Genomic DNA, 25,881 nt, shown 5'->3' on the forward strand with positions numbered 1-25,881 from the left:
CCTCGGATGATTGAGCAGATGTAAACGTATTCTGTACGAATACTACGACTATAGATCCGATGTCCAGCCTTGACGTTGCCGGCGTGACCGGGGTACGAGTTCAGGAGCCGAACCACGAGCCTTCCGCCGCGGGCTCCATCGAGAGGAGCACGATGCCCAGCCCGCGCACGCGGAGCGGCTGGATCAGACGGATCGGGATCGTTCTGGTCGCCTGCCTCGCCCCGATCCTGCCGGTCACGGCCAACGCCGACGCCCACCCCGAGCCGGTGACCGACTGGTCCCGGGCCGTCGTCGACTCGACCATGAAGCGCTTCACGCCGGCCACCCTCGGCAGCTGGGGCTACCAGACCGGGCTGTACCTCTACGGCCAGTACCTGGTCTACAAGCGCACCCACGACCAGGCCTACCTGGACTACATCAAGGCCTGGGTGGACCGCTTCGTCGACGCCAACGGCAAGGTGAGCAACAGCTTCAACAGCCTGGACTCCATGCAGTCGGGCAACCTGCTGGTGCTGCTGTACCAGGAGACCAAAGACCCCCGGTACCAGAAGGCGGCCGCGCAGATCCGCACCCGCCTCACCACCTATCCCCGCACCAGCGACGGCGGCTTCTGGCACGCGACCAGCCGCCAGCACCAGCTGTGGCTGGACGGCACCTACATGGTGCTGCCGTTCCTGGAGCGCTACGGCGCCGCCTTCAACGATTCTGCCTACGCCGACAAGGAAGCCGCCCAGCAGCTGGTCACCTACGGCAGCCACCTGTCCGACCCGTCCGGCTTCTTCTGGCACGCCTACGACGAGTCCGGCACGCAGACCTGGGCCGACCCGACCACGCACCACTCCCCCGAGTTCTGGTGCCGCTCCATCGGCTGGTACGCCATGGCCAGCGTGGACGTGCTCGACTACACGCCGCGCTCCGACCCCAACCGGGCCAAGATCGTGACCAATGTGCGGAACCTGGCCAAGGCCATCCGCAAGTACCAGGATCCCAAGACCGGCCGCTGGTTCCAGGTGCCGGAGAAGCCGACCCTGGCCGGCAACTGGACCGAGACCTCGTGCTCGGCGATGTTCACCTACACGCTGTCCAAGGCCGTGCAGAAGGGCTACCTCGACCACAGCTACCAGTCGGTGGCCGAGCGCGGCTACCGCGGCGTGCTGGCCCAGGTCTCGGTCGGCAGCGACGGCCTGACCACCATCGCCGACATCTGCATCGGCACCAATGTCGGCGACACCGCCTTCTACCTGGCCCGCCCCCGGGCCACCAACGATCCGCACGGCCTCGGCGCGTTCCTGATCATGAACGAACAGTTGCGCGGCACCGGCCTCTAGCCCGGGATTCCTCGTGGCGGGCCGCCTACCCGCCACGAGGAATCACCGCAGGGCAACGGAAACGCCCACCGCCTCCGCCGCCCGATGAGGCAGCCGCCGGATCGCGGGTCTGCTCACCCCGGGTCCGGAGCGCACCGCGATTACCGGGCCCGGCGGCCGTTCGTACACTGATCACGTGACGGGCGCCGAGCGGGGACGAGGGCGGGCCACGCCGGATTGGAGCACGGTCAAGGCGGACAAGCACGTGCTGGTGTTGGTCCGCAACCCGGCCAGTGTCAGCCGGCTCATGGACATCGTGCCGATCCTCGCCCAGGACTATCGCGTCGCCTTCACCTTCACCGTGGACGACGGCTCAGCGTTCTCCGGCCCGCTTGTCGACTACCTGGTCGGCTGCGGTGCGGTGGTCGAGGACTGGGCGACAGCCCTCAAGGGCGAGTACGACCTGGCCCTCACGGCCAGCGACAACGGGGACCTGCACGAGATCCGCGTGCCGCTCATCGGGATGCCGCACGGCGCCGGCCTGAACCGGCTTTCGCTCGACCAGCCGGGAGTGATCTCCGGACTGAATCCAGAAAGCCTGGTGCACAAAGGAAAAATTGTCCTGGACACGCTGGTCGTCAGCCACGAGAACCAGATCGACACGGTTCGGGCCGTCGCCCCGGAGCTCGTGCCGAGGGTGTTGGTGGCCGGCGACCCGAGCATGGACCGGATCCGGGCCAGCATGGCCAGCCGCTCACGGTATCGGGCGGCGCTCGGCGCGGAGGGACGGCGGCTGGTCCTGCTGTGTTCGACCTGGGGCAGAAACTCCCTGCTCGCCGGCGACACCGACCTGCCGGCATGGGTCGCCGCGCAGCTGCCGGCCGACCATAACCGAGTAGTCCTCGTACTACATCCCAACATCCGGAACTATCACGGGGATCTACAGGTCGACGCCTGGCTGAAGGAAGCCACCCGGTCCGGTGTGGCCGTCGTGCCGTCCGAGCAGGGGTGGCACGCGGCGATCGTGGCAGCCGATGTCGTCATATCCGACCATGGCTCGCTTTCCAGCTATGCGGTCGGCGCGGGACGGCCGGTGCTGCTGGCCGCCGACGGCGGGCCCGAGGTCGTGCCCGGCTCCCCCATGGCCCGCCTGCTCGAACGGCTGCCCCGACTCGACGTCGCGAGTCCTCTGCACCCGCAACTCGACGACGCCATGGCCCGGGGCGACATCGCCGGCGACATCGCGGAGACGATCTTCTCCCGGCCAGGGCAGGCGATAACCCTGCTACGGCAACGGATCTACACCGTTCTCGGGTTGAAGCCGCGGCGACCCATCGTCATCGAGCCGGCTCCGCCCCCGGTGGTGCGACTGTCCGAACCGGACGCGTTCGACGTCGAGGTCCGGGCCGACGGGACAAGGCTGGTGATGCTGCGATACCCGGTGGTCGAGCATCTCAAGGCCGAGAACGAGGACCGGCCTGAGGCCGAGGACAGGTCGACCGGTCGCCACCGGGTGGCCCGCGCCGACACCTCGGTGCCGGGTACGTACCAACGTGTGGCAGTGGTGTGGTCGGAGGAACCGGAGGAACCCGGGGAACTGCTGATCCACTGGCCGGGCGCGAGGGTGGCCATCTGCGGGTCGGTGGCGATGTTGCGCGACGGGACCCGCGTCGAGATCACCGGCTCGGTCCCGACCTCGGTGGCCGGTTCGGCGGTGTACTGGTGGGACGTGCGCAACCGGCGCGAAAACGCCGACCAGCGTTGGGAAATCGACGTGGGCGCGAACTCCGGCACGCTCACTTTGTCGGTCGCGCCGCCAGCACCTCGGCCGCCCGAGGGGTGATCCCCATGCTCTTGTACAGCTCAACGGCCTGATCGAGATAGTCCCGGACGGCGTCGCGGTCGCCTCGACGCTCGGCCAACGCGCTCAGCTCGGCCAGGGCGTCGGCCGCGGGCACGGTCGGCCCGGCGCGGTCGACCGCCAGCAGCAGGGTCCGCTCGGCCTCGACGTCGTCGCCCTTGGCCGACAACGCCTTCGCCCGGCTCACCAGCAGCTTGGGCAGCAGCGACTCGAAGTCGGAGCCCTCGATCATCACCCGTGACCGCTCGAACGCCGCCATCGCCTCGTCGTACCGGCCCAGCGCGGTCAGCGCCCGGCCGACCAGCAGGCTCATCAGCGCCACCGCGCGGACCGGCCCGAGCCGCTCGTTGATCTCCAGCGCGGTCCGGAAGCAGTCCAGCGCCTCGCCGGCCCTGCCCTGCCGCAGCAGCACATTGCCCCGAAAGTCCAAAGTGGACGCCAGGAACCGACCCTCGTCGCCGCCCGGGGCCAGCGCCGGCGCGCGATCCAGCTCGGCGTGCGCCCGGTCGTACCAGCCGCGCTCCTGGTAGCCCTTGGCCAGCTGGCACCGGCAGCGCACCTCGCCGAGCTTGTTTCCGCTCAACTGCGCCGAAGTCACCGCCAGCTGGCCGGCTTCCAGCCACGCGTCGTGCGGATGCCGGGCGTCCAGCAGCGGCCACATCGCCTCGAACGTCCGCCACACCACGTCGTGCCAGCCCTGCTTGGCGGCGGCCCGCATGACGGCCAGCAGGTTGGGCAGCTCCTGGTTCAGCCAGGCCACCCCGGCCGTCTTCGGCAGCGTCGCCGCCGTGGCGATCACCTGGTCGGACGGCGGCCACGCCCGCAACCGACCCGGGCCGGTCGCCACCATGTCGGCGACCGACGCCGCGTCCAGCCACCAGTCGGCCGCCCGGCGCAGCGCCAGCACCCGGTCGGCGTCCGAGTCCTCGGCGGCGGCCCGGCGCAGCGCGTGCACCCGGACCAGCCGGTGCAGGCGGAACACGTCGCCGCCGAGGTCCTCGACCAGGTCGGCCTGCGTCAGCGTGTCCAGGTCGGCGCGAATCCCGGCCAGCGGCCGCCCGGACATCGCGGCCAGCACCGCCGGCCCGAAGTGCACGCCGACGGTGACCCCGAGCAGCCGGTACAACGACCGGGTCGACGCCGGCAGGGCCTCGTAGGCCAGGTCGAACACCGAGTAGACCTTGTCCCGGGCCGACCGGCCGACCGAGTTCGGGTCATAGTCCACTTCGGACAGATGCTCGACCAGTCGGCGCACGCCCCACTGCGGTCGCCGGGCCAGCCAAGACGCGGCCACCCGCAGCGCGAGCGGCAGGTGGCCGCACACCTCGACCAGCTCGGCGGCGGCCACCGGATCGGCGGCGACGCGCCCGTCCGAGAACACCGCCTCCAGCAGCTCGATCGCGTGCTCGGTCGTCAACGGCTCCAGCCGCACGTCGACGGCCCCGTCCACGTACAGCTCCTCCAGCGCGTCGGCCCGCGCCCCGGCCACCAGCACCAGGCTGTTCGGCGAGTTCGGCAGCAACGGCGTGACCTGCGCGGCCTCGGTGACGTCGTCGAAGACGGCGATGATGCGGCCGTCGGCGGTCAGCGACCGGAACAGGTCGGCCCGGTGCTCGTAGGCCACCGGCACCGCCTTCTCCGGCACACCCAGCGCGACCAGGAACCGGCTGGCCGCCTGGGCCGGCGACGCGTCCCCGACGCCGTACGACACGTGCAGCGCGCCGTCCGGGAAGTCCTTCCGGAGCACCGTCGCCACCTGCCGCAGCAGCGCCGACTTGCCGACGCCGGGCGTGCCCCGGACCACCACCACGACCGGCCGGGTGCGGCCGTCGCGCGGACCGTCGAGCAACGCGCGCACCCGGGCCAGTTCCCCGAACCGGTTGGTGAAGGGAGCCGGCGGCGCGGGCACCAGCGCCGGCACGACCTTCGGCAGGCCGGGCTCCGTCGCTTCGAAGTAGATGTCGCGCACCCGATCTGCCTGCACCAGAGTGTCGGCGATGCCCCGGAAGTCGTTGCGCACCCGGTCGCCATCCACCCTGTCGCCGTCCACCCGCACCCCGTTCCGATCGCGACGTACCGCGCTGATCACGGTACTGGATCGGCCGGCCCCCGACCGTCGGTCCGGCAGCTCCACCCGATCCGCGGACAACCACGAGTTGAGGCCGGCGCCGCTCGGCCGCGGTGATCTCCCCGGGCGTGCTCGGGCCGACGCGGTGCAGGTGGCTGAGCACACCGAGCTTGTTCAGGCTCAGCGAGTCCGGCGACCGCTCCGCACGCGGCCGCCGGCCCAGCCGGGCGATGGCCCGTGGCGATCTCCGCCCGCTCCTCGTCCTCCACAGCCGGCAACTTATTTACGGCCGAGGCGCGTTCATGCGACATGGTGATACGTGTTGCGTGCCAAGTCGGACGGCTCCCGGAGCGCGGCGGCCGCGGCCAGGGTGATCAGGCAGGTCACCACCAGGTAGGCGGCGACGGCCATCGAGGTGCCGGTGCTGTCCACCAGCCACGTGGCCAGGAACGGGGCGAAGCCGCCGCCCAGCACCGAGCCGAAGGCATGGGCGAAGGTGACGCCGGTGGACCGGACGCCGGCCGGGAAGAGCTCGGCGAACGCCGCCGCCTGGGGCGCGGAGGTCAGCCCGAGACCGAAGGCGAGGCCCACCACGGCCAACCCGATCAGCGGCACCGAGCGCGTGTCGAGTAGGAGGAAAAACGGAAACGCCCACGCCGCGAGGGCGATCGTGCCGACCAGATAGATCCGCCTGCGGCCATGGGAATCGCACCACCGCCCGGCGAGAATGGTGAATCCTCCCCAGGCCGCCGCCCCGATCATGCCCATCGTGAGCATCAAGGAACGGGACAAGCCCAGCGTTGTCGTGCCGTAGGAATTCATGAACGTGATCAGCACATATCCGACCGCGCTGTTGGCGATGAACAACCCGATCGCGGTCAGCACCGCCCGGGTGTGCCGGCGGAACACCACGGCCAGCGGCGCCCGGACCTGGCGGCCACGCTCCCGCAGTTCCTCGAACACCGGGCTTTCCGACACCCGGCTCCGCACGAACAACCCGATCCCCACCAGCACGGCCGACAACAGGAACGGGATCCGCCATCCCCAGGCCTGAAAGGCCGCCGGGCTGGTCGTCGCCGACACCGCGATGAACGCCAGATTGGCCAGCAGCAACCCGGCCGGCACGCCGACCTGCGGGAACGCCCCCAGAAATCCTCGCCGCCCGGGCGGCGCGTGCTCGATCAGAATCAGCGCCGCGCTCGGCCACTCGCCACCGGTCGAGATGCCCTGCACAAGACGCAGCACCACCAGCAACACCGGGGCCGCCACACCGATCGTGTCGTATCCGGGCAGCAGCCCGACACCGATCGTGGCCACACCCATCAACACGATGGACGCGACCAGAACCGATTTCCGCCCGAACCGGTCGCCCACATAACCCGCGAGCAGCGCACCCAACGGACGGGCGACAAAGCTCACCCCGAGCGTGGCGAACGAGGCCAGCAATCCGGCCGTGGCGTCCAGTGCCGGAAAGAACTGGCGGCCGAACACCAGGCCCGCCGCGGAGGCATAGACGAAAAAGTCGTACATTTCCGCGGTGGTGCCGATCATGCTCGCCAGGACCACCCGGCGCGGCGACGAATTCACCCATCCAGTAAAGCCAGCCGCCCGCCGGCCGATCAAGCAGTCCGACGTCAGGGTTGCCCGCTCACGGTGTAAGAGGCTGTAACGCATTAGGGTCTTACTCGTGACGAGGGTGACCGGGCTGGTGCTCGCCGCCGGCGAGGGACGGCGGTACGGGATGCCGAAGGCCCTGGTGCCGCACCACGGCCGGCTGTTCGTGGAGTCGACCGTCGATCGCCTGCGCGCGGCCGGCTGCGCCCGGATCATCGTGGTCGCCGGCGCGGCGGCAGACCAGGTCCGAGCGGCCGACCTCGGCGACGCCGAGGTGGTGGACAACCCCGACTGGCCGACCGGGATGGGCTCCTCCCTGCGCCGGGGAATCGAGGCCCTGCAAGAGGAAACCCGGCGAGAGGAACTCGCGGTGGCGGTGATGACGGTCGACCTGCCGGGGGTCACGGCCGAAGCCATCGGGCGGGTGATCGCCCACGCTGACGCGGACGTCCTCGCGGCGGCGACCTATCACGGCCGGCGCGGGCACCCCGTTCTCATCGGACGGGAGCACTGGCAGGGCGTGAAGGAGGTCGCGCGGGGCGATCAAGGCGCGCGGGCCTACCTCCGGCGGCATGACGTCACCGAGATCGCCTGTGAGGATGTGGCGGACGGGCAGGACGTGGACCGGCCGGAGGATCTTCCATGAGGTGGACGACGGTAATCGCAGCCGCGCTGCTGGCGGTGGCCATGGCGGCCCCGGCCGATGCGAGACCGGGGTTGGGGTGGCGGCTGCACCCGACCGGCAGCGACGCTCGGCTGCGGGGGCTGTCGGCGGTGAGCCCGTTGGTGGCGTGGGCCAGCGGGAGCGGCGGGACGGTGCTGCGGACCACGGACGGCGGCCGAACGTGGGCACAGGTGGGGCCGCCGAACACGTCGACGCTGGATTTCCGGGACATCGAGGCCTTCGACGCGTCGCACGCGGTCGCGATGGCGGCCGGGGAGGGCGACAGCTCCCGGGTCTACCGCACCGACGACGGCGGCCGGTCGTGGCGGCTGACGCAGGCCAACACCTTGCCGACCGGCTTCTACGACTGCATGGCGTTCTTCGACGACCGGCACGGCCTGATCCTCGGCGACCCGCAGAACGGCCGGTTCGAGATCCTCGCCACCGACGACGGCGGCCGCAGCTGGCGGATCCTGCCCAGCGACGGCATGCCGCCGGCGCAGGAGGGTGAGGCGGCGTTCGCGGCCAGCGGGGAATGCCTGGCCGTGCGGGGCCGGGACGCCTGGATCGGCAGCGGCGGCGGGGCGGACTCGCGGGTTTACCACTCGACTGACGGCGGCCGCACCTGGCACGCGACGGCCACTCCCCTGCCCAGCAACGGCTCCTCGGGCGTGTTCGCCGTGGCCTTCCGCGACCGTGACCACGGGGTCGCGGTGGGCGGGGACTACAAGCCGCCGAACGCGGGGGCGGCGGCCACTTCTCGGGACGGCGGCCGGACCTGGTCGGCCTCGGCGGCGACGGTGGGCGGCTATCGGTCGGGAGTGGCCTGGCTGGGATCGGCGGTGATCGCGGTCGGTCCGACCGGCAGCGACGTGAGTCTGGACGGCGGCCAGCACTGGCGGACCTTCGACAGCGGGAGCTTCGACACCGTGGACTGCCCCGACGTCTGCTGGGCCGCGGGTGAGAAGGGCCGGATCGCCACTCTCATGCCTTGACAAGCATATAGCCGGTGACGTACTCCAAGCGGGTGGCCACGACCTTCGAAGTGCTCGCCGAGCCGAGCCGACGCCGGATCCTCGACCTGCTGCGGGCCGAGGAGCGCTCGGTCGGCCAACTGGTCGACCAGCTGGAGCTGAGCCAGCCGGCGGTGTCCAAGCACCTGCGGGTGCTGCGCGAGGCCGGCCTGGTGACGGTGCGGGTGGACGCGCAGCGCCGCTGCTACCGGCTGCGCCTGGAACCGCTGCGCGAGCTGGACGACTGGCTCGCGCCCTACCGGGAGCTGTGGTCGGACCGCCTCGACGCGCTGGAACAACACCTGGACCGGATGGCCGGCGAGGGGCAGAGTGGTATGGACCATTAGCGTGAGGTCGCGCCGGTCTCTGGAGCCGCGGTCCGGGAAAAGCGCATCTTTCCAGCGATTTTCCCGGACAAGGCGAAGAGACCGGCTCAGGAGCGACCTCACCCCGCCCGGCACGGGCGGCACAAGCACAGGGGAGAAGCATGACCGAGGACTACGGGTCGAGCCTGCGCGACGAGCTGGCCCGGATCGAGCAGCACAACGCCGACACCCTGGACAAGGTGGCGGACGCGCTGCTGGCCGGCATCACCCAGGACGGCGTGGTGCTCACCGCCGGCGCCGGCCACTCGCTGGCGGCGGTCGCGGAGACCTTCTACCGCGCGGGCGGCCTGGCCTGCGTGCGCCCGCTCTACCATCCCTCGCTGCTGCCCATGCACGGCGCGGTGTCCAGCACGACGGCGGAGCGCCGGTCCGGCCTGGCGGCCGAGGTGCTGGACGGCGTCGAGCTGGGCGAGCACGACGTGCTGGTGATCTTCTCCACCTCGGGCGTCAACCCGTACCCGGTGGAGCTGGCCCGGCAGGGCCGGGCGGCCGGCATCCCGGTGGTGGCCTTCACCTCGGTGGCCACGAGCTCGGTCGCGCCCAAGCGGGCCGGCAGCACGCTGGCCGAGGAGGCCACCTTCGTGCTCGACAACCAGGTCATTCCGGGCGACTCGGCCTACCCCCAGGCGTCCCCGGTCACCGCCCCGAGTTCCTCGCTGGCCAACGCCTTCCTGTGGAACCTGCTGCTGGTGCGGCTGCTGGACCGGGCCAGGACCGCCGGCGTGGACCTGCCGTTGTGGCGCAGCGCCAACGTGGCGGGCGGCGACGCGGCCAACAAGGCGCTGCTGGCCAAGTACACCCCCCGCATCGACGTGCTGGCGTGACGGAACCGACACCGGTCGTGAGTAGTAATACCCAGGAAAGGAAGTCACGGAGGGGCTAGCGTCCGAGCGAGCACGTGACGCGCCGAGGGGGGACTCAACTTCATGCAGTCGAAGACCAGATGGTGGATTCTGGGCACGGGCGGCACGGCGGTGGTGGCTGTCATCTCCGTCGCCGGGTATCTGCTGTTCGCGCCCGGACCGCCGTCGACCTATGTCAACAGCTCGCCGGCCACGCAGCCGCAACCGTTGTCGGCCAACGATGTCGCCCGCGACTACGTGCAGTCCTTCAGCTCGATGAACGCCTCGGCCGCCGCGGCGCTGACCGACAACCCGACCGCGGCGACGACCGCGCTCACCGCCGTCTACAAGAACATGAGCGGTGCTCGACTGAGCGCCAGCATGACCGCCGACGGCGTGACCGCCTCGGTGGACTGGCGGGCCAGCAGGGTCGACCTCGTCTACCAGGTGCAGCTGACAATGGTGCAGAGCAACGGAAAGTGGCTCGTGCACTGGTCGGACGCGGTGATCGAGCCGGACCTGGCCCCGGGCCAGTCGCTGGCCTTCCACACCACGCCCGGCGGCTCCACGCTGACCGACCGCGGCGGCAAGGCGATGACGCTGGACTCGGTGCCGAAGGCGGTGAAAGCCGGTGTGCAGCAAGCGATCGGCGGTGATCTACAGGCGGTGGACGGGCAGGCGATCACCATCGTCGACGCGGCCGGCAAGGACGTGAAGACGCTGGAGAACGCCGAGGGCGCCAAGAAGGCGGCCTACGCGCTGACCATCGACGCCGGCGTCCAGGACGCGGCCCAGAAGGCGGTCGACGGCGTCACCGGCGGCGCGGCCGCACTGGTGGCGATGCAGGCCTCCACCGGCGAAATCCTTGCCATCGCGACAAATACGCCGTTCGACAACAGCGGCCAGAGCCCGGTCACCGGCACCTTCCCGCCCGGCTCCACCTTCAAGATCGTGACGGCCACGGCCGGCCTGGAGAACGGGCTGTCCGAGAAGTCCACGGTGTCCTGCCCGAACACCATCCACATCGGACCGCGCACGATCCCCAACGAGGGCACGCTCCAGCTCGGCGCCGCCCCGGACCACAACACCGCGCTGCACTCGGCTTTCGCCGCCTCGTGCAACACGACGTTCGCCCAGATCGCGGCGAACCTGGGCGCGAACGACCTGCCCACCGCGGCCAGGCAACTGGGCCTGGGGGTGGACTTCGACATCCCGGGCATCACGACCAACACCGGGCGCGTGGACGCCGCCACCGACCAGGTGGAGCGGGCGGTCGACGGCTTCGGCCAGGGCACCGATCTGGTCAGCCCGTTCGGCATGGCGGTGGTCGCCGCCACCGTCCACAACGGACAGGTGCCGACGCCGGTGTTGATCCGGGGCCAGCAGACCACTGCCGACGGCAGGATCGCGCCTGCGTCGGCGGGCGTGCTCGCGCAGGTTCGCGACATGATGCGCGAGGTCTGCACCTCCGGCACCGCCCGCTCGCTGGCCTCGCTGCCCAACACCTACGGCAAGACCGGCACGGCCGAGGTCGACAACGGCGCCGCGCACGGCTGGTTCGTCGGCTATCGCAACGACGTGGCCTTCGCGGTGCTGCTGCCGCACGCGAACTCGTCCGGTCCCGCGGTCGACGTGGCCGGCACGTTCCTGCGCGCGATCGGCTGATCCCGATGATCACCCGGACGGCCTAAGGGATTCGGGTCGTCCGGGTGCCGCCCAGCCCTACTTCTTCTTGGTCCTCGTGGCACCGCCGCGGCCCCGAAGCTGCACGCCGGACTCGGACAACACCCGGTGCACGAAGCCGTACGAACGCCCCGTGGACTCCGCGAGCGCGCGGATGCTGGCGCCCTTCTCGTACTTCTTCTTCAGGTCAGCGGCCAGCTTGTCCCGCGTGGGCCCCGTGATCCGGGCGCCCTTCTTCAGGTCAGCCACCTTGTCCCGCCTTCCGTGGGAGTGCAGGTCGGGCCGCGTGCGGCCCCTGTCGTCGCAATGATCGAACACGACGGGCCCGAACGCCAGGCGATCAAGCAAAATCATCTCTCGGTGATCGTTGAGTTACCTCTGGCTGATCACCGGTGTGAGTGAAGTGATCACTGTGACCATTGTGGCAGATCAGCGCCTCGACCAGCGGATCACGCCAACTCGATGAGCTCAAGGTAGTCATCCGACCAGTGGTCCTCGGTGCCGTCGGGCAGGAGGATCACCCGCTCGGGTTCCAGCGCCTGAACGGCCCCCGGGTCGTGGGTGACGAGCACGACCGCGCCCTCGAAGCGGCGCAGCGCGTCCAGCACCTGCTCCCGACTGGCCGGGTCCAAGTTGTTGGTTGGCTCATCCAACAGAAGCACGTTGGCCGCGCTGGAGACCAGGCCCGCCAGGGCGAGCCGCGTCTTCTCGCCGCCGGACAGCGTGCCGGCCGGCTGGTCCAACTGCTCGCCGCTGAACAGGAACGTGCCCAGCAGCGAGCGCAGCTGCTGCTCCTGGGTGTCCGGCGCGGCGTGCCGGATGTTGGCCCACACCGAGGCGTCGTGGTCGAGGGTCTCGTGCTCCTGGGCGTAGTAGCCGATGCGCAGGCCGTGCCCGGGCACGAGTTCGCCGGCGTCCGCCTTCTCCATGCCGCCCAGCAGCCGCAGCAGCGTGGTCTTGCCGGCGCCGTTGAGGCCGAGCACCACGACCTTGCTGCCGCGGTCGATGGCCAGGTCGACGCCGGTGAAGATCTCCAGCGAGCCGTAGGACTTGCTCAGCCCCTCGGCCATCAGCGGCGTCTTGCCGCACGGGGCCGGCTGCGGGAAGCGGATCTTGGCCACCTTGTCGGCGGTGCGCTGCTCCTCCAGGCCGGACAGCAGCTTCTCGGCCCGCTTGGCCATGTTCTGCGCGGCCACCGCCTTGGTCGCCTTGGCCCGCATCTTGTCGGCCTGGGCCATCAGCGCGGACGCCTTCTTCTCGGCGTTGGCCCGCTCGCGGCGGCGGCGCTTCTCGTCGGCGGCCCTGGCCTCCAGGTACTTGGACCAGCCCATGTTGTAGATGTCGACCTCGCCGCGGGTGGCGTCGAGGAACCAGACCTTGTTCACCACGTCGGCCAGCAGCTCGACGTCGTGGCTGATCACGACCAGGCCGCCGGTGTGCTGCTTGAGGAACGAGCGCAGCCAGGAGATGGAGTCGGCGTCGAGGTGGTTGGTCGGCTCGTCCAGCAGCAGCGTGGTGCCGGCCTTGCCGCCGACGCCGGACTCCGAGGCGCCGAACAGGATCCGGGCCAGCTCGACCCGGCGGCGCTGGCCGCCGGACAGCGTGCGCAGCGGCTGGGCCAGCACACGGTCGGCCAGGGCCAGGTTGGCGCAGATGCGGGCCGCCTCGCTCTCGGCCGCGTAGCCGCCGAGCGCGCCGAAGCGCTCCTCCAGCCGGCCGTACTTGCGGACCGCGGTGTCCAGCTCGTTCTGGTCGACCAGCTCGGCCATGGCCGTCTGCGCCTTCTCCATCTCGCGCAGCAGCTGATCCAGACCACGAGCCGACAGCACCCGGTCCTTGGCCGTGACCGACAGGTCGCCCTCACGGGGATCCTGTGGCAGGTAACCGAGTTCGCCGCTGCGGCGGACCTCGCCGGCGTACGGCTGGCCCTCGCCGGCCAGCACCCGCAGCGAGGTGGTCTTGCCGGCGCCGTTGCGGCCGACCAGGCCGATGCGGTCGCCCGGCTGCACGCGCAGCGTGGCGTCGGAGAGCAGGATGCGCGAACCCGCGCGCAGTTCAAGGTCGGTGACGGTGATCAAGACAGACTCCGGGGAGGATCGGCTGGGGCAGGACTCGTCCGCCCACCGGCCACGGCCGGCGGGCCCGGCGGCCGCCTAGCAGATCAACTTGATCACGCACCAAGTTTACGTGCTGACGCGAACCAATTTCGCCCCACCCCCCAGTTGTGACCCGACACACAGTCACGAGCCGTCAAATGTGAATGTATTGACTAGCCCGATCGGGTCATGCCTACACTCCGTCGGCGTAAACCGTTTGCTAGATCAACAACTGTTCGTGATCTTCCGCCGCATTGATCTCTTTCCGGGGTAAGCGCTTTCCCTGTGTGCCGCCGCGCACCCGGAATCCGACCGGTGAGGGGAAATTCCTTGCGCCGTAAGCACAAGTGGCTGCCCGTGGCGGCCGCCTCCCTGCTGTTGCTGACCGTCGTGCCGCCCACCGCCACGGGCGCACCCGCCGGACCGCTGTCCGCCGGCGGCTCCAACTACGACTTCTACGACCTGACCGGCGGCTGCGACCGCGAGCCGTACGGGGTGATTGACAGCTTCAACCGCGGCCGCGACACCATCACCGCCCAGCTCGGCCAGATGCACGACGCCGGCCAGCGCCGGCTGCGGATCGGGATCTTCCACCAGCACGCCCCCGACTCGGGCACCGTCATGGACTCCAGCTCCGGCGACCTCTCCCCTGTCGATCGCCAGCAGCTGGTCGACCTGCTCGCCGCGGTCAAGGCCGCCGGCTTCCAGGAGATCGACGTCGTCTTCATGCCGCTGGGGGTCGACGACCCGCACGGCTGGTCGTCGATGAACGAGACGGCCTACCGGGAGGACTGGGGCGTGATCTCCCGGCTGCACCCGCTGATCGCCGCCGCCGGCATCCCGTACCGCATCGACCTGCTCAACGAGGGCATGCCGATGTCGGACCAGCCGGCGCTGCGGGCCTACACCCAGCGGCTGTGGGCCGACTACACCGCCGCCTTCGGCAGCGCCGACACCGTCGGCTTCTCCATGACGGTGTGGATCGCCGACCGGGTCACCCAGATGTCCGCCGTCTACGGCGCCACCCCGCCGAGCGTGTTCGAGCTGCACCTCTACGGCGACAGCTGGAACGGCGACGAGTACCAGCAGTTCGTCGACGCCGACCAGAAGATGACCTCCCTGGGCTACCACCAGCCGTGGATCATCGGCGAGACCTACTTCGACGACGCCACCGCCGCCGACAACATCCGCCGGGCCATCGCCGACACCGGCCGCACCGTCCAGTACCTCACCCAGTGGCCCCTGACCCGCGCCCAGAAGTGCGCCGACGTCGACCAGGCCCCACCCGTCCCCTACGCCGCCTACAGCTCCGCCGGCTTCTAGCCACCCCTTTCTTGCTTGGAAGGGGGCTTTCCTCCACTCGGAGTGGAGGAAAGCCCCCTTCCAAGCGTCAAAGGCGGGGGTCAGGGGATGAGGGGGCGGATTTGGGTGGCGACGAGGTGGACGAAGGCGACGGGGTCGGGCTCGTCGCCGGTGGGCTGGACGATCACCGTGTTCGCGCCGGCGGCGACGAGCTCACGGACGCCGGCGGCGATCGCCTCGGCGTCGCCGGCCACGCCGACCTCGGGGCTCTCGCGGCGTAGGCGCTCCTCGGCGCCGGGGCCGGTGGCGGCGTAGAGGGCGGCGATGATCTCCTGGTCGGGGCCGACGAGCTCGCGGATCTGGCGGATGCCGTCGGCCGACACGTCGGCGACGGTCAGCGTGCCGTCGGCGGCCTCGGCGGTCAGCCGCAGGGTCTTGGGCCCGATGCCGCCGGCGTAGATCTTGACCGGCCGCGTGGGCGGCCAGTCGAGGCGCACGCGGTCCAGCTTCACGTACGTGCCGTCGACGCTGACCTCCTCGCCGCGCAGCAGCGCCCGCAGCGCGTCGAGGTGCTCCCGCAGCAAGGTGAGCGGCGAGGAGACGCGGGCGCCGGCCTGGCCCATCCAGCCCTGCACGCCGTGACCGACGCCGACGATCACCCGGTCGGGGAACAGCCGGTGCAGCGTGGCCAGCTCCATGCCGGTCAGCGCCACGTTGCGCAGCGGCACCGGCAGCAGCCCGATGCCGACCCGCACGGTCGAGGTCCACGCCAGGGCGGCGGCCGCGGTGGCGATGCCGCTCTCGGAGAAGCAGTCCTCCCACACCCACAGCAGTTCGAGGCCGGTGGCCTCGGCGGCGTCGGCCATCGGCCGCAGGAGCTCGGGCGCGAACTGGGGCCGGAAGACGGTGCCGAGAGCGGTCATAGGCCCTTCCTACCAGCCGCCGGTGCGGGTGATCACCTCCGTGAGCGTGCCCGGATCCTCCACGTGCAGGTTGTGGCCGAGCCCGGGCAGCACCTCGACGTGCTCGGCCAGGGCGCGGACCTGCTCGGGCGAGCTCATCGGGTCGTTCTCGCCGGTCACCATCAGCACCGGGCACTTGGCCGCGGCCAGCAGGCCCCGCATGTCGGGCCGGCCCACGGCGAAGGTCGACGGGTCCAGGGCCAGCCGCCAGCCGTCGCCGGTGGTGGCCAGGCCGTCGGGATCGGCCGGCATCAGGCCGCCGAGGCCGGACACCTTCAGGTACCGCTGGGCCGCCTCTTCCTTGCTGCCGAACACCTTCACCGGCCGCTGGGCCATCGCCGCCGCCCCGGCGAGCTCGTCGTCGGTCCACTCCACCTTCACGCCGACGGCGACCGCGCGTCGCACCTCGACCCCGAACCAGCCGCTGGCCAGGGCGATCGCCAGCACGCCGCCGAGGGAGTGGCCGATCACCGTGACCGGCTCGCCGGCCGGCAGGTGCTCGGCCACCGCGCCGGCCATGGCGCCGAAGGAGTACCGCCGCAGCCGGCCCGAACGCCCGTGACCGGGCAGGTCGGGGGCGATCCAGCGGCGGTCCAGCCGCTCGGTGAAGCCGTCCCACACCGCGCCGGTCGCACCCAGCCCGTGCAGCAGCAGCACGGTCGGTCCGCCGGCTCCGCCTGTTCGCACCTTCAGCGTGTCCACCGGCCGGATCTTTCCCCACCACGGCCCCGACGGGCTAGCGTCGTGGCCGTGGACGCCACCGTGATCACCGATCCCGAGACCTATGTCCGGGCCGTGCCGCACGAGGTTCTCGACGGGTTGCGCCGCGACGCGGCCGTGGTCCGGGTGGACGATTTCTGGGCGGTCATGCGGCATGCCGAGGTGCGGCAGGTGCTGCGCAACCCCCAGCTGTACTCGTCGAATCTGGGCGGCACGCAGATCCGGGACCCGGCCACGCCGGCGGATCTGCGTTATGTGCGGCGGATGATGCTCAACATGGATCCGCCCGACCATCCCCGGCTGCGCGGCCTGCTGGCACGAGCGTTCACGCCGCGAGCTGTCACCCGGTTGGTGGATCGGATCACCGTGTGGGCCGACGGTCTGGTGGCCGCCGTGCAGGATCGGGGTGAGGCTGATCTGGCCAAGCAGTTGGCCGATCTGCCGCTGCTGACCCTGGCCGAGGTGTTCGGCGTGCCGGAGCAGGACCGGCGCCTGATGTTCGACTGGAGCAGCCGGGTGATCGGCTTCCAGGACCCCGAGTACGCCGTGATCGACACCGTGGACGCCGAGGGCGTGACCGACATGGCCCGGGCGGCGATGGCCGTGCGGCCGAAGCCGGGGCCCAACGGCGAGATGCCCGATCCCCGCACCCGGGCCGGCATGCCCGACCTCTACGCGTACGCGACGGCGTTGGGCGAGCACAAGCGGGCCCATCCCGGCGAGGACGTGATGAGCGACCTGATGCGGCACGTCGACGACGACGGCGGGCGGGTGTCGATCGAGGAGTTCGAGAACCTGTTCTGGCTGTTCGCGGTGGCCGGCAACGAGACGCTGCGCAACGGCATCCCCGGCGGGCTGGTCGCCCTGATGAGCCATCCGGCGCAGTACCGTCGGCTGCTGGCCGACCGGTCGCTGCTGCCGACGGCCGTCGACGAGATGCTGCGGTGGTGGACGCCGGTGATGCACTTCCGCCGCACCGCGACCGCCGACACCACACTGTCCGGTGTGGACATTCGCGCCGGGGACAAGGTGGTGGTGTGGTTCGCCTCGGCCAACCGGGACGAGCGGGTGTTCGCCGACCCGCACCGGTTCGACGTCGGCCGCACCCCCAACGACCACCTGACCTTCGGGCACGGCCCGCACTTCTGCCTCGGCGCGCAGCTGGCCCGGGCCCAGATGACCGCGGTGTTCACGGCGGTGCTGGACCGGCTGGGCGAGGTGCGGCCGGCCGGGGACCCGGTGCGGCTGCGGTCCAACTTCCAGAACGGCGTCAAGAGCCTGCCGGTGACGTGGTGATCTCACCCGATCGTGTGTTCCGCTCACCGCCGATCACCGCCACGATCGAGGGACAGGCCTGACTGGGGAGGTTGTTGTGTTGAAGCTCGCTGTGGGCGTGGCGTTAGCCGCGGTCGCCACCAGCTGCGCGCCGAGCCAGGTCGGCTCCACACCCACGCCCGGCGCCACCACCGTCACCACCGCGCGGCCGGTGGAGCACTGGACCATGCCCAACCTGGTCGGCTCGGGCCTGCAGGACGCGCAGGACGCCATCCAGAAGCTCACCGGCAACGTCGTGTTCTTCACCAGCTCGCACGACGTCAGCGGGCAGGGGCGGCACCAGATCCTGGACCGGAACTGGAAGGTGTGCGACCAGAACATCGCCGCCGGTCAGCAGATCCAGGTCGGGGTGAAGATCGACTTCGGGGTGGTCAAGACGACGGAGAAATGTCCCTGAGCGCGGGCGCCTCGCCGGCGACCATGAGGAAATCGCCGATCGGCGGGTAGGGCGCCGGATGGCCGCTCTGCTCCGCGTGTTCCCGCCGGGCGGCTGAGTTCGTTCCACCGCACGAAACAAGCGGCGGATCGGTTCCGCAGGGCGATACCCGGCCGGACAAACGCCCGTCGCGGCGGCAAGCTCGATCCATGATGGAGCAACACGCAGACGCGTTCCGGGAGCACGGTTTCACCGTGGTGCCCGGCGCGATCGCGGAACCGGCGCTGACCCGGTGGCGGTCCGCCGTTGACCGCACTGTGTCGAAGGTCCGCGCGCAGCCACAGGAGTACGAGACCCGGTACACGCTGCGCGGCGAGAACGGCAGCGACACCTGGGGCGTCAGCCACATCTTCGAGCCCTCGCTGTACGACCCGGTCTTCGCAGAGGTGTTCGAGCACCCCGGCGTGACGGGTTTCGCGCACGCGGTGCTCGGCGACCGGCTCCGCTTCTGGACCGCGCACGCGTTGTGGGAACCGTCCCGTGTGGACTACGAGCTGAACTGGCACAAGGACAACATGGAGAACGACCGGTACCACCCGGACGGTCGCAGCAGCCACGTGCAGTTCAACGTCTGCCTCACCGACGACGACTGCTTCCGCGTGGTGCCCGGCTCCCACCGACGGCCGCTGACCGACCAGGAACGCGCGGCGGTGGACGCCAACGGGACCGGGCCGCTGCCCGGCGAGATCTCGGTCCGGTGCCGGCCCGGCGACGTGCTGTTCATGAACCACCACGCGCTGCACCGGGGCACCGGCCGGGCCGGCACGCCGCGCCGCACGCTGCACGTGAACGTGCAGGCCGCCGACGAGCCGACCGGCGGCCACACCTCGTGGCGTTACATGCGGGAGCCGGGCTACCTCGACCGCATGACGCCGGTCGTGCGGGAGCTGATGGAGAACACGATCGCCTGGGACGACGCGCATCCGTTGCCACGGACCGAAGTGATGCGGCGCATGCGTTCCAGCCGCCAGATCAAGCACCACGAGGCGCGCGCGACCGAAGGGACCAGCCGATGACCACCCCGCAACAGCTGCGCCGGGAGGTGGTGCGGATGACCGCGCACGCGGTCACCGGCCACATCCCGTCCAACCTGTCCGCGATCGAGATCATCCACACCCTGTTCCTGAAGGTGCTCCGGCTCGACCCGCGGCGTCCGGACTGGCCGGACCGGGACCGGTTCATCCCGAGCAAGGGCCACTGCGCCGCGGCGATCTACCTGGCCATGGCGGCCGCCGGCCTGATCGAGCGGAAGCGGCTGGACGAGTTCAATGTGGACGGTGGCGAGGTGCCGGCGATCCTGGCCCGCTACGGCCTGCCCGGCCTGGAGGCCGACGCCGGGCCTTTGGGCCGCGGGCCGTCCATCGGCATCGGCACGGCGCTCGCGGCCAAGCACGACGGCCGCGACTACCACACCTACGTGCTGGTCGGCGACGGCGAGTGCCAGGAGGGCCAGATCTGGGAGGCCGCGATGCTCGCGCCGTCCCTGGACCTGGACAACCTCACCGTGATCGTCGACGACAACCGGCTGCAGGGCTCGTTCGTGACCAGCAGCGTCGTGCGGTCCGACCTCGGCGAGCGGTTCGCCGCGTTCGGCTGGCAGTGCCACCGGGTGGACGGGCATTCGGTCGAGGAGCTGGAGCAGGCGCTGCGGGCGCCGCAGGACCGGCCGAAGGCGGTCATCGCGACAACGGTGAAGGGCAAAGGAGTGTCCATGATGGAGGACAAGGCCGAGTGGCACTACCGGCGGCTCAGCTTCGGCGAGCTGGTCACCAGTCTGCGGGAGCTGCGGTGACCGCCGTCGGCGAACTGGTCGCCGAGCTGCTGCTGGCCGAGGCGGCCGGCGCCGACGACACGTATCTCGTGGTGGCCGACGGCAAGCTGGACGGCACCGAGCGGTTCATCGAGCAGCACCCGGACCGGTTCCTCAACGTCGGCATCGCCGAGCAGAACGCGGTGTCCATCGCGTCCGGCCTGGCCTACGCCGGCAAGCAGGTGTTCCTGTGGAACTGCAGCACCTTCCTGCTCTACCGGCCGTTCGACCAGATCCGGGTCGACGCCGCGTTCGCCCGCACCAGGATCCGGCTGATCGGCACCAGCTCGGGGCTCACCCGCAGCGCCTCCGGCATCGCCCACATCGCCATCGAGGACATCGCCGTCGCGCGGGCCCTGCCCAACATGACGGTGGTGTGCCCCGGCGACCTGGCCGAGGCCCGTCAACTGCTGGCCCAGTGCCGCGCCGTGGACGGGCCGGTGTACGTGCGGTTCGGGTTGGAGAACCACGATCTGCCGGAGATCCACCCGCCTGGCACGCGGATTCGGATCGGCGAGGCCGTCACCGTGACCGACGGGGACGACGCCGCGCTGATCGCCACCGGGAACATGCTGGCGGTCGCCCGCGGCTGGGTCGACGAGTTCGCCGCGGCCGGCGTGCGGGTGCGGCTGGTCAGCATGCCCAGCATCAAGCCGTTCGACACCGCCGCGGTGGCGGCCCTGGTCGCCGACGGGCTGCCGATCGTCACGCTGGAGGACCATTCGGTGATCGGCGGACTGGGCAGCGCCGTGGCCGAGGCCATCGCGGGCACCGGGCGCGGCGTGCCGTTCCTGCGGGTGGGCGTGCCCGACCGCTACCCCTACGTCGTCGGCACGCCCGACTTCCTCAACGGCCACTTCGGCATCCCGGGACGCCCGGAGGTCCTGGCCTGGATCCGGGACAACGCCACCGCCGCTCGGTCGCCGCTGGCCGAGGCGATCTCGTGACCTCGCGGCGAAACCCTCCGGTCCCGGCCGACGCCGCCGTGCTCGATTTTCCGAGTGTCCCTCACCTACAGGAGTTCGTGACGCCATGAACAGGTCTCTCCGAGTCGCCATCGCAGGAGTCGGCTCCTGCTCCTCCAGTCTGGTCCAGGTCGCGGCGCTGGCGCGGCAGAGCACCGTGCCGCTGGCCGGCATCATGCATCCGCGGATCGGCGGCTACGGGCTGGGCGAGCTGGAGTTCGTCGCCGCGTTCGAGGTGGACGCCGGCAAGGTCGGGCTGGACCTGAGCAAGGCGATCTTCCAGTCGCCGGTCGCGGCCACCGAGCACGTCACCGTGGACACCACCGGCGTGCTGGTGGAGCCCGGGCCGCTGCTGGACGGCGTGCAGGGGCCGCTGAGCGGGATCGTGACCGTGCACCCGGACAGCGTCGGCATGGAACCCGACGTGGTGCGCCGCCGGCTGGTGGAGACCGGGGCCGAGGTGCTGGTGTGCCTGCTGCCGACCGGATCCACCGACGCCGTGCAGGCCTACGCCCGGGCCGCCGCGCTGGCCGGCGTGGCCTTCGTCAACGCGACGCCGGAGCCGGTGGCGCACGAACCGGAGCTGGTCGAGCTGTTCGAGCGCCACGGCGTGCCGCTGCTGGGCGACGACCTGCGCAGCCACCTGGGCGCGACCACGCTGCACACAGCGCTGCTGGACCTGCTGCACTCGCGCGGGCTGCGCGTGGTCAACACCTACCAGCTCAACGTCGGCGGCAACACCGACTTCCTCAACCTGGCCGACCCCGGCCGGTCCGCGAGCAAGCAGAAGTCCAAGCGCCGCGCGCTGACCGCCGCCGGCATCGACGCGAGCACGGTCGCCGCCGGCCCCAACGGGTTCGTGCCGCACCTGCTTGACCGCAAGGTGGGCTTCCTGCGCATCGAGGCTGACTCGGTGCTGAACTCCCAGCTGTCGCTGGAGATCCGGATGGAGGTGGAGGACAGCCCCAACGCCGCGGGTGTGCTGGCCAACGCGATCCGGGTGGCCGCGGCGGCCCGCGGCAACGGGGTCGCCGGCGTGGTCGACGAGGTGTGCGCGTTCCTGTTCAAGAGCCCGCTGCGGCCGGCCACCGAAGCGGTGGGACTGCGGGACTTCGAGTCCTTCGTGGCCGCGCTGTCGTGACCATCCGCTACGCCGCGCTGGACCTGGACGGCACGCTCATCGACGAGGCCGACCAGCCGTACGACGGCATCGTCGGCGGGCTCGGGGCGTTGCGGGCGCGCGGCGTGCTGCCGATCGTGGTCACCGGCCGGGCCGCGCGCTCGGTCCGCAACCTGGTGCATCTGGACGAACTGTTCGGGCAGGTGGACGACGCGGTCCTGGTCAGCGAGGGGAACTCCCGGCTGGACCGGCGGGCCAACCGGCTCGACTGCCTGCGAACCTGCCCGCCCGAGGCGCTGGCGCGGCTGCTCGCCGATCCGGCGGCCGACCTGGTCGCCGAGTCCTCGGGCGAGTTCCACGCCACCACGGCGCGGGCGGCGGCGCAGTTCGCCATGGCGTACCGACTGCCGCGACGGCAGATCGGCATCAACGCCCGGGCACTGTCGACCCGGGCGCGGCTCACGGCGATCACGGTGTTCCGCGGCGAGATCCCGGCTGACCTCGGCTGCGCGGTGGAGCCGATCGGGCCGTTCGGGGCGCGGGTGGTTCGACCGAGCGGCACCGGCAAGGCCGCCGCGCTGGCCCGGCATCTGCGGGAGCGCTTCGGCGAGCCGGACCTGAGCCGCACGCTGGCGGTCGGCGACGGGGCGTCCGATGTGCCGATGCTCAGCGCCTGCGCGGTGAGCGCGGCCCCCGAGCGGGCCGACCGGGTGGCGGCGGCCGCCGCGACCCACCACCTCCGCGGCGATCTGGCCGCGTTCCTCAACGACTTCCGTCCCGAAGGGAGCTAGTCCGGTGTCCGAACCGGTGTCCCCCGAAGTCCGGCTGGTGCTGCTGCTGGCGCTGCCGGATCCGCGTCCCGACGAGGTGGACGCGATGCTCACGCTGCTCGACGCGCCGCTGGACTGGAACCAGGTGCTGGGGATGCTCACCATGCACCGCGTCCTCGGCGTGGCCTGGCAGAATGTGCTGCGGCACGCGATCCAGCACCGGCAGACGCTGCGGTCGGCCTACTTCCTGAAGTCGCTGGGCGTGACCGCCGGCGGGCAACGCCAGATGGCGCAGGAGCAGGCCATTCGCACCGCGCACGTCCAGGAGACGCTGGCGCGGGCCGGTGTGCGCAGCGCGGTGCTCAAGGGCGCGGCCGTGGCCGCGATGGCCTATCCCGACGCCGGCATGCGGGCGTTCCACGACAACGACATCCTGGTCGACCGCGACCGGCTGCCCGACGCGACGGCGGCCCTGCGGGAAGACGGCTACACACAAGGAAGTTGGGACTACGCCACCGGCACGGTCCGGCCGGCGGCCCGCCGCCAGGTGCTGCACATGGCCGCGCACTCGCACCAGACGTACACCTACATGAAGCCGACCCCCGAGGCGTCGCTGCTGGAGTGCCATCGCCTGGACATGCACTTCTCCATCGACCTGATGACCGGCAACCGCAGCGACGAGGCGGTGTCGGCGCTGCTGGACGCGCGCACCGACCTCGGTGGCCTGAGCGTGATCTCGCCGACCGACATGCTGGTGTTCACCTGCCTGCACCTGGCCCGCGAGGCCCGGCAGCGCCACGAGGTGTTGGCGCTGAAGGATTTGGTGCTGTACAAGCTGGTGGACATCCTGGCCCTGCTCACGCTGGACGACTTCGCCGAGCTGACCGCACGGGCCGGGCGACTGGGCTTCGCCCGCGAGGTCTACTTCGGACTGCACTACACCGACGCGGTGTTCCCCGGCCGTGTGCCGCCGGCCCTGCTCGACCAGCTCCGGCCGGACGATCTGGCCTACCTGGACGAGGTTCTCGACGGCCAGCAGGTGGTGCACCGGTGGAGCGGCCCGATCTCGCGGCGGGTGTTCGACGTGCGCAGGCCGGGCGAACTCGGCGGCGATTTGCGGATTCCCGTGTTGGGGGCGAAGTGACGACAACGCAGGGGGACCTGGCCGCGCTGCTCGACCGGCCCGGCCGGCGCCGGGACACCGGCCCGCTGCGGCCCGGTTTTCCCGTCGGCGGCACGCACTTCGTGACGATGCTGAAGCCGGAGGTGCTCGCGGCCGAGACCGCGGCCGTGTCGTTGACCGAAGCGGTGCGGGTGCTTGCCGACGGCGATGTGACCGTGCTGCGCTGCGCGGTCATGCCGGCCCGTGACTACGGCGAATTGGGCTTTCTCCTTGCGCACTACCCGCGTCTGCACCGCGTGGCCGCCGACGGCGAGCGAGCCCTGTCCACTGCGGCGCGCCGCGAACTCGACGCGCTGCGGCAGCGGTTCGACGCGACGACCGTGGTGGGTGCGTACGAGGTCGCCGCCCACGACCCCGAGCTGACCGCCGCATCGGTCGAGACTCGTTGCCGGCAGGCCGGCATCCACAAGCTGGGCTCCGGTTCCTACGCGTCGGTCATCGAACTGCACGGCCGCGCGGCGGTGGTGCTCAACGGTTTCGTGCCCGCGCTGGCGGCCGGCTACCTGGATTCGCCGGCCTCGGTGGGCCTGATCGAATGCCACAGCACCCGGGAGATCGCCGACCTGCGAGCCAACCTGCTCGGCAGCCTGAACCCGAACGCCGCCGCGCCGACCTCGCTGCGCGGTGCGCTGGCGGCGGCACTCGGCGGGCGGCCCGGGATCGCGCTGTCCGAGGGCCGCAACGGCGTGCACCTGTCCGCCGGCCACCTGGAAGGCATGGTCCAGGCCTGGCGGTACTTCACCGCCGCCGACGGACACGGTCTCGACCACACCCCGCTGGGCCGGTCGCTGGCTGAGGCAGGCGTGCCGACCGCGGCGTTCGCCGCCGATCACAACATCGTGGACGAGTCGGGGGACCTGGTGTCCCCGCACGGCGCGACCGAGGACCTCGGTCGCGACGAGGTTGTCAACCTGCTTCGGCGATGGACCGCCCTCAGGAAGGGGAACGCGGCATGAGCAGGTATCCGAACGGGTTGCGGGGCCGGACCGCCGTGGTGACCGGCGGCGCTCAGGGCATCGGCGCGGCGGTGGTGAAACGGCTGTGCGCCGAGGGCTGCCACGTGCTGATCTTCGACAAGAGCGCCGAGCACGGCAAGGCGATGCAGGAGCTGTTACGCAGCGTGGGTCTCACCGCCGCGCTGGCGGTCGGCGACGTGACGGACCCGGTGGCGATCCGGGACGCCTTCGCCGCGGCGCCGGCGCACTGGCCGACGCCGACGCTGCTGGTCAACTGCGCCGCCGGCTTCGTGTTCGAGGGGCTGGCGGCCACTCCCGACCAGTGGCACGCGGCCCTCGACCCGACCATCGTCGGCCTGTCGCTGGTCACCCGGGCGTTCGCGGACGGATTGCCGGAGCGGGACGCCGACGCCGCGATCGTCAACATCGCCTCGATCTCCGCGCACATCGCGCAGGACGGCTACCTGACGTACAACACGAGCAAGGCGGCCGTGCTCGGGTTCACCCGCTGCGTGGCCCAGGAGTTGGCGCCACGCGGCGTCCGCGTGAACTCGGTCAGCCCCGGCACGGTGTGGAACGCCAACAACGAGCGCTACCACCGCGAGGTGCTCGGGCTGGACCGGGCCACCGCCGAGGCCGCCCCGGAGCACGGCGGCAAATTCCTGCTTCAGCGGTTCGCAGATCCGGCCGAGGTGGCCGCGCCGGTCACGTTCCTGCTCTCCCCCGAGGCGAGCTTCATCACCGGCGTGGATCTCCCGGTGGACGGCGGCTATCTGGCGGTCTGACCC

General features: G+C 71.1%; 24 protein-coding genes. 18 read left to right on the forward strand and 6 right to left on the reverse strand.

Annotated features, from left to right (window positions below; all coding sequences use genetic code 11):
• Positions 1-59 precede the first annotated feature (59 nt).
• Positions 60-1,328: a glycoside hydrolase family 105 protein gene (locus ACIG5F_RS14775; protein ID WP_396518209.1), complete on the forward strand. Its 1,269-nt coding sequence runs from the start codon at positions 60-62 to the stop codon at positions 1,326-1,328.
• 175 nt (positions 1,329-1,503) lie between these two features.
• Positions 1,504-3,150, forward strand: a complete 1,647-nt coding sequence (locus ACIG5F_RS14780; RefSeq protein ID WP_396518210.1) for a hypothetical protein — start codon at positions 1,504-1,506, stop codon at positions 3,148-3,150.
• Here the strand turns inward: ACIG5F_RS14780 and ACIG5F_RS14785 are convergent.
• Complete coding sequence (locus tag ACIG5F_RS14785) at positions 3,104-5,218, reverse strand: tetratricopeptide repeat protein (protein ID WP_396518211.1); 2,115 nt, start codon at positions 5,216-5,218, stop codon at positions 3,104-3,106. The genes ACIG5F_RS14780 and ACIG5F_RS14785 overlap by 47 nt on opposite strands.
• A 318-nt stretch (positions 5,219-5,536) precedes the next feature.
• A complete protein-coding gene (locus ACIG5F_RS14790) occupies positions 5,537-6,787 on the reverse strand; it encodes an MFS transporter (protein ID WP_396518467.1) in 1,251 nt (416 codons plus the stop codon).
• 136 nt (positions 6,788-6,923) lie between these two features.
• On the opposite strand from ACIG5F_RS14790, the gene ACIG5F_RS14795 reads away from it, so the two are divergent.
• The 5 genes from ACIG5F_RS14795 (at position 6,924) to ACIG5F_RS14815 (ending at position 11,420) form a co-directional block, all read left to right on the forward strand.
• Positions 6,924-7,496 carry an NTP transferase domain-containing protein gene (locus ACIG5F_RS14795; protein WP_396518212.1) on the forward strand — a complete coding sequence of 191 codons (573 nt, stop codon included), beginning with the start codon at positions 6,924-6,926 and terminating at the stop codon, positions 7,494-7,496.
• On the forward strand, positions 7,493-8,509 hold the full coding sequence (locus tag ACIG5F_RS14800; RefSeq protein ID WP_396518213.1) for a WD40/YVTN/BNR-like repeat-containing protein: 1,017 nt from the start codon (positions 7,493-7,495) through the stop codon (positions 8,507-8,509). Before ACIG5F_RS14795 ends, ACIG5F_RS14800 begins: the two co-directional genes overlap by 4 nt.
• A gap of 32 nt (positions 8,510-8,541) precedes the next feature.
• Positions 8,542-8,874 (forward strand): ArsR/SmtB family transcription factor, encoded by a 333-nt coding sequence (locus ACIG5F_RS14805; protein ID WP_396518468.1) that lies wholly within the window; start codon positions 8,542-8,544, stop codon positions 8,872-8,874.
• Between the two features lie 140 nt (positions 8,875-9,014).
• The gene (locus ACIG5F_RS14810; protein ID WP_396518214.1) at positions 9,015-9,737 is read left to right on the forward strand and encodes a sugar isomerase domain-containing protein; all 723 of its coding nucleotides are present in this window, start codon (positions 9,015-9,017) and stop codon (positions 9,735-9,737) included.
• Between the two features lie 102 nt (positions 9,738-9,839).
• Positions 9,840-11,420 (forward strand): penicillin-binding transpeptidase domain-containing protein, encoded by a 1,581-nt coding sequence (locus ACIG5F_RS14815; protein ID WP_396518215.1) that lies wholly within the window; start codon positions 9,840-9,842, stop codon positions 11,418-11,420.
• Positions 11,421-11,477: 57 nt separating this feature from the next.
• Here ACIG5F_RS14815 and ACIG5F_RS14820 read toward each other — a convergent pair whose 3' ends face one another.
• Positions 11,478-11,687, reverse strand: a complete 210-nt coding sequence (locus ACIG5F_RS14820) for a helix-turn-helix domain-containing protein (RefSeq protein WP_025357225.1) — start codon at positions 11,685-11,687, stop codon at positions 11,478-11,480.
• A gap of 200 nt (positions 11,688-11,887) precedes the next feature.
• Positions 11,888-13,516, reverse strand: a complete 1,629-nt coding sequence (locus tag ACIG5F_RS14825) for an ABC-F family ATP-binding cassette domain-containing protein (protein ID WP_396518216.1) — start codon at positions 13,514-13,516, stop codon at positions 11,888-11,890.
• A gap of 348 nt (positions 13,517-13,864) precedes the next feature.
• On the opposite strand from ACIG5F_RS14825, the gene ACIG5F_RS14830 reads away from it, so the two are divergent.
• The gene (locus tag ACIG5F_RS14830; RefSeq protein ID WP_396518217.1) at positions 13,865-14,857 is read left to right on the forward strand and encodes a hypothetical protein; all 993 of its coding nucleotides are present in this window, start codon (positions 13,865-13,867) and stop codon (positions 14,855-14,857) included.
• An 80-nt stretch (positions 14,858-14,937) separates the two neighbouring features.
• On the opposite strand, the gene ACIG5F_RS14835 is transcribed toward ACIG5F_RS14830, so the two are convergent.
• A complete protein-coding gene (locus ACIG5F_RS14835; RefSeq protein WP_396518218.1) occupies positions 14,938-15,759 on the reverse strand; it encodes an LLM class flavin-dependent oxidoreductase in 822 nt (273 codons plus the stop codon).
• Between the two features lie 9 nt (positions 15,760-15,768).
• On the reverse strand, positions 15,769-16,500 hold the full coding sequence (locus tag ACIG5F_RS14840; RefSeq protein ID WP_396518219.1) for an alpha/beta fold hydrolase: 732 nt from the start codon (positions 16,498-16,500) through the stop codon (positions 15,769-15,771).
• Positions 16,501-16,548: 48 nt separating this feature from the next.
• Between ACIG5F_RS14840 and ACIG5F_RS14845 the strand changes: the two genes are divergently transcribed.
• From ACIG5F_RS14845 to ACIG5F_RS14890, 10 genes are all read left to right on the forward strand, one after another.
• On the forward strand, positions 16,549-17,814 hold the full coding sequence (locus tag ACIG5F_RS14845) for a cytochrome P450 (protein WP_396518220.1): 1,266 nt from the start codon (positions 16,549-16,551) through the stop codon (positions 17,812-17,814).
• A gap of 76 nt (positions 17,815-17,890) precedes the next feature.
• Positions 17,891-18,250 carry a PASTA domain-containing protein gene (locus ACIG5F_RS14850; RefSeq protein ID WP_396518221.1) on the forward strand — a complete coding sequence of 120 codons (360 nt, stop codon included), beginning with the start codon at positions 17,891-17,893 and terminating at the stop codon, positions 18,248-18,250.
• Between the two features lie 188 nt (positions 18,251-18,438).
• A complete protein-coding gene (locus ACIG5F_RS14855) occupies positions 18,439-19,305 on the forward strand; it encodes a phytanoyl-CoA dioxygenase family protein (RefSeq protein ID WP_396518222.1) in 867 nt (288 codons plus the stop codon).
• The gene (locus tag ACIG5F_RS14860; protein ID WP_396518223.1) at positions 19,302-20,081 is read left to right on the forward strand and encodes a transketolase; all 780 of its coding nucleotides are present in this window, start codon (positions 19,302-19,304) and stop codon (positions 20,079-20,081) included. The genes ACIG5F_RS14855 and ACIG5F_RS14860 overlap by 4 nt, the downstream gene beginning before the upstream one ends.
• Positions 20,078-21,046 (forward strand): transketolase family protein, encoded by a 969-nt coding sequence (locus ACIG5F_RS14865; protein WP_396518224.1) that lies wholly within the window; start codon positions 20,078-20,080, stop codon positions 21,044-21,046. The genes ACIG5F_RS14860 and ACIG5F_RS14865 overlap by 4 nt, the downstream gene beginning before the upstream one ends.
• An 85-nt stretch (positions 21,047-21,131) precedes the next feature.
• On the forward strand, positions 21,132-22,205 hold the full coding sequence (locus tag ACIG5F_RS14870) for an inositol-3-phosphate synthase (RefSeq protein ID WP_396518225.1): 1,074 nt from the start codon (positions 21,132-21,134) through the stop codon (positions 22,203-22,205).
• Entirely contained in the window at positions 22,202-22,975 is a 774-nt protein-coding gene (locus ACIG5F_RS14875; RefSeq protein WP_396518226.1) for an HAD family hydrolase, read from the forward strand. The genes ACIG5F_RS14870 and ACIG5F_RS14875 overlap by 4 nt, the downstream gene beginning before the upstream one ends.
• A 4-nt stretch (positions 22,976-22,979) precedes the next feature.
• Complete coding sequence (locus ACIG5F_RS14880; RefSeq protein WP_396518227.1) at positions 22,980-24,098, forward strand: nucleotidyltransferase family protein; 1,119 nt, start codon at positions 22,980-22,982, stop codon at positions 24,096-24,098.
• Positions 24,095-25,093, forward strand: a complete 999-nt coding sequence (locus tag ACIG5F_RS14885) for a hypothetical protein (protein WP_396518228.1) — start codon at positions 24,095-24,097, stop codon at positions 25,091-25,093. The genes ACIG5F_RS14880 and ACIG5F_RS14885 overlap by 4 nt, the downstream gene beginning before the upstream one ends.
• On the forward strand, positions 25,090-25,878 hold the full coding sequence (locus ACIG5F_RS14890) for an SDR family NAD(P)-dependent oxidoreductase (RefSeq protein ID WP_396518229.1): 789 nt from the start codon (positions 25,090-25,092) through the stop codon (positions 25,876-25,878). Before ACIG5F_RS14885 ends, ACIG5F_RS14890 begins: the two co-directional genes overlap by 4 nt.
• The last annotated feature ends 3 nt before the right edge of the window (positions 25,879-25,881 follow it).

This window comes from Kutzneria sp. NPDC052558 (genome assembly GCF_044547355.1).
Lineage (GTDB): Bacteria > Actinomycetota > Actinomycetes > Mycobacteriales > Pseudonocardiaceae > Kutzneria.